The following is a 13042-nucleotide window of genomic DNA, read 5'->3' as shown; positions in this document are numbered from 1 at the left end:
TCTTAAAGGGTATTCTATCGTACTGGGGGCCAACATGATATTGTTGGCTCTCACCTTCCTTAATAATAAGCTTCTCTATATTTGTCTGGATAAGGAGAATAACGGCCTTTTCTTCCTTATCGTGCGTTTCTCTCTATTTATTTCCTTTTTTTCCAGTGATTGGCTCCGGCTCTCCAATATGAACATCGCCGGCCGCGCCAAAAGTCTGAGTAAAACCCTGGTCGCCAATACAATCTGGTATTGTATCATTCTCGGAATCATTCTCATCCCTGTTCTATACATTTTAACCCCCTTAATAGAGACACTCTTTCCCGGTATTCCCTGGTTGTATATCCTGGCAGCGGTCGGGGTGGCGATTATTCTTATCATACGGGACAGCTCTCAGGTGCTTCTCCTGGTGAGCCAGCGGCCGATGTCTTACGGGCTTACGCATATCGTCGGGGGAAGTGTTTTCTTCTTTCTCAATCTCTTGTTCCTGACGGTTTTTCACAAGGGGCTTCATGCGGTGCTTCTTGCCTGGGCGATAAGCGGACTGGCTGGAATGGTTTGGGCTTTATTTTCTCATATGGCAGTTCATGGATATTCTCTACGGCCGTCGTGGAGTGTTTTTAATCAATCACGCAAACTTGGTGTACGGTCCTGGCTGGCCATAATAGGCATGTTTCTCATGATCAATATTCATGTTTTCGCCATCGGGCCGATAATCGGTGACCCGGTGAAAACATTCACCATGCTGGCGGTTTTCTCCGTATGTTTCAGGGTATTCCAAGTTCTACAGCGTTTCGCCGATGTGACCTCAGGGTTTCTCCTTTCCAATGTAGTTCGGCAGGATATAACTTCGGGATCCAGGATGACCGTTCTTACCGCCCGAAATGTGATGCTCTTTTCCCTGGTAGCTTCGGCGGCCGGTGTACTCCTGGGCAAAAACCTCATTACCATTATATCCAGTTCCCAGTATATGGCGGCATATTTCCCCCTGCTCATCATGTTTCCCGGTATGATAGCCATTAATTCGGGGAGTGTGTTGAACGGTTTTTTTTGGGCGCACGGGTATCCCCTGCGGATTATCCTTTCATCTTTTGTGGCCGCCGGGCTGGCTTTGCTTCTTGACTTTTTGCTCATCGGCCATATGGGAGTGAGTGGGGTCGCTTTGTCTTTCACTCTGGCAAGCCTGGGCTGGATGCTGTATACCAGTCTTTACTTCAAAAAGATTTCGGGGACAGGTCTCATCGAGCTTTATGTTCCGCGCTTTTCTGATATCACCTACGTTGCTGCGAGGCTAAAAAAATATTTCTGAGGAGCCCGGCATGAGAATAGGTGTGGTTTCCCTGTATTACCCCTCTGCCCGCAACCCATTCTTCGGGACGTATGTCAAAGAAGAGTTGGACAGCCTGATGGAACATGTTGATATACGATTAATAGCGCCCTTTTTTAACCAGTTCTGGCTGGGTGAGCCGCATTCCTGGACAGCGCCGCGCGGATACCCGGTGCTGCGGCCGTTTTCGCTGGGTTTCCCCCGATGGTTTTTCCAATCGCTTTGTCCGAAAAGCCTGTCCGTTTCTCTTTCGCTGGCCGGAAAATTCTTCTCAGGGTGCGACCTTGTGCATGTGCATAATGCTTTTCCCGACGCGGTAGCTGCTGTGAAGGCTTTCAGACGTCTGTATCCGGTGGTGGTGACCGTGCACGGAAGCGATGTCAATATCTGCGCCATGAACCCATCTCTCAGACCGGCGATAGTCGGAACTCTTAACTCTTCCGCACGCATAATTTCTGTCAGCCGCGATCTGAAAAACACCCTCCGGGAAATCGGTGTAACCACGGAAATTGAAATTATTCCGAACGGAATCGATACTTCCCTTTTTACTCCCGGAGAAAAGCGGGAGGCGTGTAAGAAGCTCGGATTTGACCCTGACCTGCCGCGAGTCATCTTCATCGGGAACTTTTTACCGGTTAAAGGCATTGAATATCTTATCGGGGCATTGCCTGAGGTGCAGTATTTTCATCCGGAGTGCGAGCTTGTACTCGTCGGGGCCGGTCCCGGCGGAAAGGACAGCGCTGTCTATCGGAAACAGATACGGGATCTGGGGATCGAGCGGCGGGTGAGAATCCATGAAAAAGTGCCGAACTATGAACTCCCCGTATGGATACGGGCTTCGGATGTTCTCGCTCTCCCGAGTATCAGCGAGGGTTTCGGAATTGTAGCGGTTGAGGCTCTCGCCTGCGGAAGGCCGGTAGTCGCGACACGCTCCGGCGGCCCTGAAGAAATTGTAAAGGAGGGTCTTGGATTTCTTGTACCGCCCGGTGATTCGGAACCATTGGGGGATGCGATAGTGAAAGCGCTGTTTCGGAGAGGCATTCTTGGACCGGAACGGCTTGCGGAATCTGTGAGGGAGCGTTTCTCCCTTTCAGAAATCGCAAAACGGATTGTGAAGGTATATGAAGAGGTTTGCAGGGAGGGTTGTTTACGGTGAAATCGCCCTATGTAAAAATTCTTCTGGTTTTGGACCAGATCATGATATTGTCGGCGTTTGTGTTCACTTACTGGCTGTCCTTTCAGAGCGGAATCTCCCCCAACAAGATTTTCATTCCGCTGAGCCATCTCCTGCTTCCCCTCGTGCTCATCAATGTCTTCTGGCTTCTTCTTTTTGCGCTGTTCGGCCTCTATGGAAAATGGAAATACGCCTCGCGGTTTGATGAGCTTATCTCGGTGTACAAGACAATTACGGTCGGAGGGGTTTTTTTCCTCCTGATCGCTTTTTCCTCGGATATCTCTCTTTCCACCTCTAAACTCATCGTTCTCGGATACTGGGCATCACTGGTATTCCTGGTGGGCGCGGAACGGCTGGCTGTGAGGACGGTGCAGCGGATGCTGCTTCTTAAGGGAATCGGGCTGAGACCATCGGTGATTGTCGGCACGCTCGAGTATACCGCCGACATGTTGAAGAAAATAAAAAAGGCGCCTGCCCTCGGCTATGATGTTAAAGGGGTGGTGCTCATCGACCGGGGCCGTCACCCGAAATCGGTAGAAGGAATCATGGTCATAGGAACTGTCAAAGATCTGCACACCATTATACAATCTCTGAAAATCACCGATGTTCTCATCGCCCTTGAATTCAGGGAAGAAGAGGAGATTTTCCGGCTTGTTTCAGCAGCGGATTCGTACGAAGTGGACTTTTCCATCCTCCCGGGGCCGGCGGATATTCTGGCCCGGAGAATGATGTTCAACCATCTGTACGGTTTCCCGATGATACGGATACTTTCAGAACCTATGCCGCCCTGGGAAAAGAATGTTAAACGGGTTTTCGATATTACGGCAAGTCTCGCGGCGATCATTTTGTTTCTCCCCGTAATGGTGCTCATTGCGGCGGCGATAAAGATTGAAACCCGCGGCCCGGTGATGTACATCCAGGAAAGGGTCGGGTATCGCGGAGTACCGTTCAAGCTCTGGAAATTCCGTTCCATGTTTGTTGACGCCGAAAAATTGAGCGGGCCGGTCTGGGCTGATAAGAACGACATCCGCATCACCGGGGTCGGCAGATTTATCCGTAAAGCGCGCATGGATGAGCTTCCCCAGATGTACAATGTTCTCAAAGGGGATATGAGCCTGGTCGGCCCGCGCCCGGAGAGGGAGTTTTTCGTGGAACAGCTCAAAAAGAAAATTCCCTACTATCCCCTGCGGCTCAAGGTGAAACCCGGACTGACCGGGTGGGCGCAGATAAAGCATAACTATGACCGCTCGCTCGATGATGTACGGGAAAAGTTGAAATATGATCTCTATTACATCGAGAACATGTCGCTCTCGATGGATTTCAAGATTCTCATCGCCACAGTTTTTGTCGTAATCGGTGCAAAAGGTGCTCATTAGTGAATTCTATAACATCAAAACGTAAATTCTCCGGGTTCTCTTCAGGGACTGTAAAAGCCACCATCTTCATCCTCCTTGTCGGCATAGCTCTCACTTTCTGGCTGTATACCCAGATGATTTTCGATCATGTGCGGAATTATCAGAAATCGGTAATAAAAACTCAGGTGGAGATTTACATCAGCATCATTGACCCCAAGTATCCCGATACAACCGGACTGAGCACCAGCATGTTCCAAAATGTTGTCCAGGAATCGCCCTACGATATCATTTTTTCAGACAAGTATTTGAATCCGGTGCAAGGTTACTGGAGAAATGTCGGCATAGACCCCGCCGACACCACCCTGAAAGCGCGGCTGAAACTTATCGATCTCATGAAAAAGATGGACAGGACAAATCGACCAGAGCCGATCTCCATGCCCCGGCTGGAGCTGCATATCGATACTCTCATTGTTTACGAGGAACCTCCTTCGCGGTTTTTTCCGGTGGTGGTTACCGATTCGCTGGGTGTGTTTCTGTACGGCAGGAACATTCCGTCAAAAGAAGACCGGCTGAAGATTCATTCCTCCATCGAAGAGATAGATTCTTTTTCTCCGCCGGAGCGCTTCCTTACAGAGAACAAACCTCAGCTTATTTTCCACGGTGTAAATTATATGGGAAACTGGCCGATGATCGTGGCCATGAAAAAAACCGGCCAGCCCATCTACTGGAAGGGATTTCCCACTATCGTCCGGAATGATACATCCCGGACAGCGATGGATCAGCTTAAAGCTGCGGCAAAGAGATTAAAAAAGGAAGGGAACTGGTATGAGATCGTTCCCATCTATACGGTGATTGTGGACCGTACCTGGTTTCTTCACTACGGAGACCTCAAATTTCTCTCGTTGATCGGATGGCTTCCCATCATCCAGTTCATGGTTATTCTCATTCTGCTCTATGTCGGATTCATCGGATTCAGGAATATTACCAACGCGGAGCAGCGGTCTATCTGGGTGGGTATGGCCAAGGAGACAGCCCATCAGCTCGGGACGCCCATCAGCTCTATCGGCGGCTGGCTCGAGCTTTTAAAAACGGAACAGGACCCCTCTCTCCTCGACCAGGCGGTTACAGAAATGGAGTATGATGTAAAGCGTCTGACGAGGGTGGCTGCGCGGTTTTCCAGCATCGGATCCCGCCCGGAATTGCAACCATTAATGCTTTCGGACGTTATTGAAGAAGTACTGGATTACTATCGCGCCAGGGTTCCCCACATGGGGAGGAGTGTGACTATCGAGGGGAACTATTCTGGAAATCTGCGGATCATGGGCAACCACGAGCTTTTGAACTGGGCGTTCGAAAATCTCATCAAGAACTCCATCGCCTCCATTGAAAACAGGGATGGCCGTATCTCGGTGACCGGGATGATGACCAAGGATTTCAAACATGTCATTCTCGATTTCAAAGACAACGGGAAAGGAATCCCGCACTCCGATCAGGGGAAAGTGATGAAACCCGGGTTTACCACAAAGAAACGGGGATGGGGGCTGGGACTCAGCCTGGCACAAAGGATCATAAACGATTACCACGGGGGCAGGATCATGCTTCTTGAGAGCAAGCCCGGGGCCGGAACCATTTTCCGGGTGATTCTCCCTACAGTAAAAGAAAAAATTTGACCTCATAAGGCAGAACTTCATGCAGCGTAACATACTCTGGGCGGACGACGAGATTGATATTCTCAAGGGGCATATCATTTTCCTCGAGAAAAAAGGCTATCACATCACTCCCGTTTCCAACGGCGAGGACGCTATAACCCTGGTGAAACAGCAGACGTTCGATGCCATACTCCTGGATGAGATGATGCCCGGACTCGATGGGCTAAGCGTGCTGACCGAGATCAAGAACCTTGATCCGGGTCTTCCGGTAGTGATGATCACCAAGAGCGAGGAAGAGCACATCATGAATGACGCCATGGGGGCGCGGATAAGCGATTATCTGATCAAGCCGGTAAATCCGAGCCAGATATTCACCACGCTCAAACGTCTGCTCGATACCCGTCAGCTCCGCAGCGAGCGGGTAAGCCGGGAATACGCCATGCAGGCCAACCAGAACAGGCTGGAGCTTGCCATGGGGCTGGATCATGAGCGCTGGGCGCTCATCCATTCCCGTCTTTCGACCTGGGACATCGAGATAGAAGAATTCAATGACTCCGGACTGAATCAGATTCATGCCGACCAGAAGGTGGAATTCAATCATGAGTTCTCCAGATATGTGGAGAAGAATTACCTCTCCTGGATCCAGGGGAAAGGGCCGCTTTTGTCCCATCAGGTATTTGACCAGTATGTCGCCCCGCTCTTAAAAAACGAAGAAAAGCTCTATATCTTCGTTATCGACTGCTTCCGCCTCGATCACTGGCTGGCGATCGAGCCAACGCTGGAAAAGATGTTCCAGGTGCAGCGCTCTTATTACTATTCCCTGCTCCCAACCGCTACTCCGTTTTGCCGTAACGCGCTTTTCTCCGGTCTTCTCCCCAGCGAAATCGCCAAGATTTATCCGGAGCTTTATCTCTCCGGCGGTCACGAGGAGACGGGCATGAATCTCCATGAGTCTTCCCTTTTAGAAATGTATCTGGCACGCAAAGGGATCCGTCTCGACCGCAAACCCCATTTCGAAAAAATCGCCAATACGGAGAATGCCACCGCGTTTCATAAGAAACTGGGCAACCTTCGGGATAACCGCTGTGTAACCGTAGTATATAATTTTATCGACATCCTCTCGCACCATCGCTCGGAAAGCGATATCCTCCAGGAAATCGCCCCCGATGACGCCGCGTTCCGCAGTCTCACCCGGTCCTGGTTCGGCCATTCGGTGCTGCTCGACATTCTCCAGTCGATCTCCGAAGAAGGAGGAACGGTGATTCTGACCACCGATCACGGCAGTATCACCGGAACAAAGGCGAGCATCGTCCGCGGAGACCGCTCCACCTCGACCAATGTTCGCTACAAGTACGGCCGCAACCTGAAATGCAATCCTTCGGAGGTTTTCTTCGTCGATAATCCGGAGGCATACGGCCTTCCTTCAGTGGGAGCCGGCACCAACTACCTTTTCGCCAAGGACGATTACTATCTGGTGTACCCGAACAACTTCCGGGAGTATGAAAAACTCTATCGGAACACCCTCCAGCACGGAGGGATATCCATGGAGGAGATGATCCTGCCCATCGGTATTCTGAGGTCGCGATGAAAGAAATTCATTTCACGAACTCCGAAGGGGAAACAACCGCCCTTGCCGCTGCTTTCGCCCGGACGCTCCGTTCCGGGGACGTGGTCGCTCTTACCGGAGAGCTGGGTGCGGGGAAAACGGTTTTCGCGAAAGGGATTGCCTCCGCTCTCAAGGTAGAAGGCGAGGTCACCAGCCCGACTTTCACCCTCATCAACGAGCACCGGGGAGAGGTCACCCTTTATCACATGGACCTCTACCGCCTGAACAGCCTCCGGGAGATGCTCGATATCGGAGTGGAGGAGTATTTATACAGCGACGGCATCTGCCTGGTGGAATGGGCGGAAAAGATGGGCAAAAATTTCCCGGCGAACGCCATCCGGGTATCCATTCGTTATGGCAGCGACAATGATAACGATCACAGCCGTGCGATTGAAATTGAAAGGAATACTATTCCATGACCGGACAGGGAGTCATTGTTTCGCTCAAAGGAAACAAGGCCACAGTGAAAGTTACTTCCGAATACGAATGTACCGGGTGCGCCGGCAAAGATCATTGCTACACAAACACCCACACCAACCGTGAAATCACCGTGGTAAATGAGTTCGGCGCCCAGGTCTCGGACAAAGTGATCTTCGAGGCCGAGCCGGGGAAAGTCATCTTTTCCGCTGCCCTGATCTGGATACTCCCGATCATGGCCATGATAGTCGGCTACCTGGTCGGGAAACAGTTCGGAGGCGGATTTCTGCCCATCGGAGCGGCGTTTCTTTTCCTGGGGCTGACTTTTCTTTTCCTGAAAATCCTGGACAACCTCATTTCCGGCGGTAAAACCTTTTATCCCCAAGTCACCGCGGTGGTTGAATCTTTCGAGGAAGGCGCGGAATACTGTCGGAAGGAATAAAAGATTGTCTGAACCATGATTCGCCTGATTACATGATTCGCCTGATTTTTAAGGAATAATTCATCGTGGTCATCGTTTAATCTCAGAATTCCTCGCAGCTTGCTGCGGGGTAGGATCCCCCCTGTCCTTCGGACATCCCCCCTTTTTAAGGGGGGCAATCGATACCAACTGCGGTAGAATGGTTTTTCTATTTTATCTCCCTTAGTAAGGGGGATGTCACCGAAGGTGACAGGGGGATCATCTTTGGATACCTCGCAGCTTGCTGTGGGGTAATTCATTCCTGATAATCATTGTTCGGGCAATTTTCCATTATTTTACACACCTCATTTCGGAACATCACCTTTTCCGGCTTAACTGGATTAACGTAAATATTAACATGACAGACGACACGAATACAGAAAAGCAATCGATACCCCTCTGGAAGAACCCCGATCTCTATTGTCACGATCTGCCGACCGAACCCTGTCCTGATGTGGGAACAGTCCTGGTGACCGGAGCTTCGGGATATATCGGCGGAAGGCTCGTTCCTGAGTTGACGGCCAGGGGTTACCGGGTTCGGGTCATGGTGAGAGCTGCATTGCCGGAATCTCAGGAACTCTGGCCGAATATCGAAGTAGTTGTCGCCGATGCATTGGATAAAGAGAGCCTTCGAAAAGCTCTATCAGGCATTGATACCGCTTATTATCTCATCCATTCGCTCCTCCTAGGACCGGAGAAGTTGGAAGTCGCGGAAATTCAGGCTTCAACAAATTTCAGAAAAGTTGCCGAACAGGAACATGTGAAGAGGATCATTTACCTGGGAGGTCTTGGCGATATCCATTACGAGCTATCGCCCCATCTGCGGAGCCGCATGAAGGTTTCCGAAGAGCTGCAGCACGGGTCCGTTCCGGTGACAATATTGAGAGCGGCAATTATCATCGGGTCGGGGAGCGCTTCATACGAAATTATTAGACACCTGGTAAAAAGGATTCCGGTTTTTATCATTCCCCGCTGGGCCGAAAATCTGTGCCAGCCCATTGCCATCCGTGATGTGATCAAATATCTGGTGGGAGTTCTGGAAACACCTGCCACAGCGGGAAAATCTTATGATATATGCGGACCGGATATACTGACCTATAAAATGATGCTCAAGGTATGCGCCGAAGTATATCAACTGAAAAGAATTTTTATCCCTTTTCCCACCTGGAATATCGGTATTTTTTCATATTTCACCAGCCTGCTGACGCCTGTGCCTGCACAATTGACAAGATATCTAATGGGGGGGCTCACGAACGATATAGTTTGTCAGACCACCTCCATCATTGTCAGCATTCCTTTTCAGTGCCTTAGTTACAGGGAAGCTATCACGCGGGCAAAGAATATCGAGGAGCAGGATACCATATTCACAAGGTGGACCAGCGCTTATCCTCCGGCATATGAGCTTGCTGTAAAACTCGATGAACTCCGGGAAAGGGCCGATTATACAACTCGATATTCTCTTACAACGGAAAAGGAAGCCCCGGCGCTGTTTCAATCTATCTGTACTGTCGGCGGCAAAGAGGGCTGGTTTTCCAACAACTGGATGTGGAGGCTCCGCGGTTTGATCGACAAAATATTCATGGGAGTTGGTGATTTGCGGGGCAGGAGAAGCCGGAACAGGTTGAATATCAACGATGTCATAGGTTTTTGGCGGATCGAAGACCTTCGTCCCAATAAACGCCTCCTCCTCCGGGCTGAAATGAAGATGCCCGGCAAGGCATGGCTGGAATTTACCATCGAAGATGATGGAGATAAAAGAAAGCTCTCCGTTATTCCCTATTATTACACGAAAACATTAGCCGGGAAGTTGTACTGGTATGTGTTTCTTCCCTTTCATGGGTATATTTTCAACGATCTTATCAAGGACATTGAAAAGAAGAGTTGAGGAAAGTTAGCCCGGATTATTCATAAAAAAGGATTTTCTTTTTGTAAGCTTTTAAACTACAGCCCCCTAAATCCCCCAAGGGGGGACTTAAACGGCTGAAAGACAAAGCCTAACAGTTATTTTACAATTTTGTTGAACTTACATGTTATTATCTTTACCATACCAAGTCCCCCTTTGGGGGATTTAGGGGGCTGCCTTTAAAGAGTAGGCTTAAGTGTTTGTTTAAAAATAAGTTGAGATAATACCTATTTAACTTTATGAATAATCCGGGTTAGATATACATGGAGAATTAGGTTAATTCTGAAACGGGTTCTGAAAATTGGTACACAATGGTTGATAAAATACTTTTATCCCAAGCGGTTGCCAGTATTGTGGAAAAATTCAAGCCGGACCGAATCATTCTCTTTGGTTCTCAGGCGCGCGGAACCGCCGACGAGCGGAGCGATGCAGATCTCCTTGTCATTTCCCGATTCACCGGAAAACGACGGGAAATACTGGCTGAACTATATTGGACGCTCCGCGATTCCGGGTTCGCTCAGGATATCATACTCATGACTCCCGAAGAGTATGAAAGCGAACGGCAGATTCCCGGAACGATTGCTCGCCCGGCTTCAAAGGAAGGGAAGGTGTTGTATGAACGTTCCCGATAGTGCCTTTATAAAAAAAGTACCTTTCTTCATCATCTTGTTACTTTTTTTAACCGCTCCATTCGTATGGGCTGCCTTTCTTAAAGTACCCATAGAAGGCGCCATTGACGGCGGCCTAGCGGCATTCATATCCCGCAATGTGAGCGAGGCGGAAAAGATGCACGCGGACGGCATCATCTTCCATGTCAACACTCCCGGCGGAAGGATCGACAGCGCTGTGGACATCAAGGACGTCATACTCAATTCGAAGGTTCCCACCATCGCCTTTGTGGACAAAAGCGCCATCTCCGCCGGTTCGCTCATCTCTCTCGCCTGCGACAGCATCTACATGGCGGCGGGATCCTCCATCGGCGCGGCGACAGCGGTGGACCTGGAAGGGAAAAAGGCCTCCGAGAAGGTTATCAGCTACATGCGGGCGCAGATGCGCGCCACCGCCGAGGCAAAGCATCGCCGTACCGACATCGCCCAGGCCATGGTGGATGAAGACATCGCCATCCCCGGCCTCACAGCAAAAGGTAAGCTCCTCACCCTGACCTACTCCGAAGCGCTTGCAGTCGGCATCTCCAACGGCACAGTCACCGGTATCGACGACATCCTTGCCCGGCTGGGAAAAAAGAACACGCCGGTCATCGAAAGCCGGATCAACTGGGCGGAGCGGGTGGTACGGTTCCTCACCGATCCCATCGTGAGCTCCCTGCTTCTGACCATCGGATTTCTCGGGCTTGTCATGGAGCTGAAAGCCCCCGGCTGGGGCATCGGGGGAACCATAGCCCTCATTGCCCTCGGGCTCTTCTTCGGCAGTCATTACATTGTGAAACTGGCGGGAATTCTGGAAATCCTGCTTTTCGCGGCGGGAGTTCTCCTCGTCCTGTTCGAGATATTCATCGCCCCCGGTTTCGGGATTCCGGGTGTGGTGGGAATCGTCCTCATACTCGCCAGTTTTTTTCTCAGCCTTGTGGGGAAAATGCCGAGCCGCGGGGATTTCATTACCGCCGCCCACACCATGGGATGGACATTCCTCCTCACCGTTGTCCTCGGATACTTCGTGATCCGCTTTCTCCCGAAAACGAACCTCTTCAACAAGATCATCATGGCCGCAGTGGAGAACCGGAGCGAAGGCTTCTCTTCCGCCGACACCGCCGGGGAACTTGTCGGCATGACCGGAACCGCGACCAGCAATCTCCGTCCTGCAGGGAAAGCGGAGATAAACGGGAAGCGCCTCGATGTAGTGACCGAAGGAGAATATATTTTAAAGGGAGCGCCAATTGTGGTCACCGAGGTACATGGGTCGAGGATTGTGGTGAAAGAAATGAGTTCGTGACATTTTGTCACGGAGTGAAATCTTCAATTTGGAAACAGATTTCAAATGCCGACAATTTGTCGACAGTTGGGAGAATTTACGGGACTAAATGTACGATTTTGAACTGATCTTTACCATGCTCGGAGAAAGGTACAAAATGAATGAAATTACCCCCGAACTTGAATCCATGATAAATAAAGCAAATCAGGTTCATGAATCCATGGAAATAAATAAAAAAACAATTTATTCTTCTGATGAATTTTTTAAATGGCTTGCAGGTGTTGATCCCATTCATGCCATTTATCGTGGTGTTAGGGACGAAAAATATGAATTGATACCTAAAATCGGACGCGGCGAAGGCGGCAAATTTAATAAAAAAAAACAAGAAATTGAAATATTAGACGAATTCAAAAGACGTGCTATTCCTTATGTTACATATCAATATGACAATGAATGGGAATGGCTGGCACTTGCTCAACACCATGGATTAAAAACACGTCTACTTGATTGGACGGATAATCTTCTTATAGCTGCATATTTTGCTGTTCATAATAACTCTCATAATAATTCAGCAATTTATGTTTATTCGAAAGATTTTCTTAAAATAACAAATTACAAAATATCGCCATTTGAAATTTCAAGCGTTTGTATTTATTATCCAAAACATATTTCCAACCGTATTTCAGCTCAGTCAGCCTTATTTACAGCACACCCTTTCCCTTCTGAAACATTTACAGATGATAAATTGGAGAAACGGATAATTGATAGTAAATGCGCTTTTGAATTAGAACTTCAGTTGCGAAATTGTGGAATACATGCCGCATCCGTTTTTCCAAATCTTGATGGGGTTGCTCAATTTATTAATGACCAAGTATATTGGTAAATTTGTTAAATAGTTATATAACTCACTTTAAGCAATTTCACCATTTTTTTGTTACACAGAAAGAGTGAAACCTTGACTACAGATGAGCGCAATGGTATAGGCTATTTGTATTTAGGATTATTGGCTCTTTCATTTATTATCAATGTAAAAGCATTCATTTTTCTTTTAATACCTTATTTATGGAACACCTTATATTTTAATCATCCAAATCCTATGAAAAGACCATTATTTGCTTTTAGTGATATTGTGAAATTAATAAGTTTTGTTATATCTGCGATTCTTTCGATAACTGGTTTGATAATTCTTTTTACTAAGTCTTGAGAATATTAGAATGGAATTGCTGAATTGAGA

General features: G+C 48.8%; 11 protein-coding genes. All 11 read left to right on the top strand.

The window, feature by feature from the left end; genetic code table 11:
- Positions 1–34: 34 nt before the first annotated feature.
- The 11 genes from Q8O92_01335 to Q8O92_01285 all read left to right on the top strand — a co-directional run bounded on the left by Q8O92_01335 (position 35) and on the right by Q8O92_01285 (position 12691).
- Positions 35–1297 (top strand): hypothetical protein, encoded by a 1263-nt coding sequence (locus Q8O92_01335; protein ID MDP2981957.1) that lies wholly within the window; start codon positions 35–37, stop codon positions 1295–1297.
- 10 nt (positions 1298–1307) lie between these two features.
- A complete protein-coding gene (locus tag Q8O92_01330) occupies positions 1308–2471 on the top strand; it encodes a glycosyltransferase (protein ID MDP2981956.1) in 1164 nt (387 codons plus the stop codon).
- A complete protein-coding gene (locus Q8O92_01325) occupies positions 2468–3865 on the top strand; it encodes a sugar transferase (protein MDP2981955.1) in 1398 nt (465 codons plus the stop codon). The genes Q8O92_01330 and Q8O92_01325 overlap by 4 nt, the downstream gene beginning before the upstream one ends.
- Positions 3865–5514 carry a HAMP domain-containing sensor histidine kinase gene (locus tag Q8O92_01320; protein ID MDP2981954.1) on the top strand — a complete coding sequence of 550 codons (1650 nt, stop codon included), beginning with the start codon at positions 3865–3867 and terminating at the stop codon, positions 5512–5514. The genes Q8O92_01325 and Q8O92_01320 overlap by 1 nt, the downstream gene beginning before the upstream one ends.
- Positions 5515–5533: 19 nt before the next feature.
- Complete coding sequence (locus tag Q8O92_01315; GenBank protein MDP2981953.1) at positions 5534–7081, top strand: response regulator; 1548 nt, start codon at positions 5534–5536, stop codon at positions 7079–7081.
- On the top strand, positions 7078–7518 hold the full coding sequence (gene tsaE / locus Q8O92_01310) for a tRNA (adenosine(37)-N6)-threonylcarbamoyltransferase complex ATPase subunit type 1 TsaE (protein MDP2981952.1): 441 nt from the start codon (positions 7078–7080) through the stop codon (positions 7516–7518). Before Q8O92_01315 ends, tsaE begins: the two co-directional genes overlap by 4 nt.
- A complete protein-coding gene (locus tag Q8O92_01305; GenBank protein MDP2981951.1) occupies positions 7515–7958 on the top strand; it encodes a SoxR reducing system RseC family protein in 444 nt (147 codons plus the stop codon). Before tsaE ends, Q8O92_01305 begins: the two co-directional genes overlap by 4 nt.
- 376 nt (positions 7959–8334) lie before the next feature.
- Complete coding sequence (locus Q8O92_01300) at positions 8335–9861, top strand: SDR family oxidoreductase (GenBank protein ID MDP2981950.1); 1527 nt, start codon at positions 8335–8337, stop codon at positions 9859–9861.
- 329 nt (positions 9862–10190) lie between these two features.
- Positions 10191–10511, top strand: coding sequence for a nucleotidyltransferase domain-containing protein (locus Q8O92_01295; GenBank protein ID MDP2981949.1), 321 nt, complete (start codon positions 10191–10193; stop codon positions 10509–10511).
- Positions 10495–11829, top strand: coding sequence for a nodulation protein NfeD (locus tag Q8O92_01290; protein ID MDP2981948.1), 1335 nt, complete (start codon positions 10495–10497; stop codon positions 11827–11829). The genes Q8O92_01295 and Q8O92_01290 overlap by 17 nt, the downstream gene beginning before the upstream one ends.
- A gap of 136 nt (positions 11830–11965) precedes the next feature.
- Entirely contained in the window at positions 11966–12691 is a 726-nt protein-coding gene (locus Q8O92_01285) for an FRG domain-containing protein (protein ID MDP2981947.1), read from the top strand.
- The last annotated feature ends 351 nt before the right edge of the window (positions 12692–13042 follow it).

Origin of the sequence: Candidatus Latescibacter sp., assembly GCA_030692375.1 — a bacterium.
Classification (GTDB): Bacteria; Latescibacterota; Latescibacteria; order Latescibacterales; family Latescibacteraceae; genus JAUYCD01.
The sequence above is the reverse complement of the archived record's forward strand: the minus strand, read 5'-3'. Positions and strand labels throughout refer to the sequence as shown.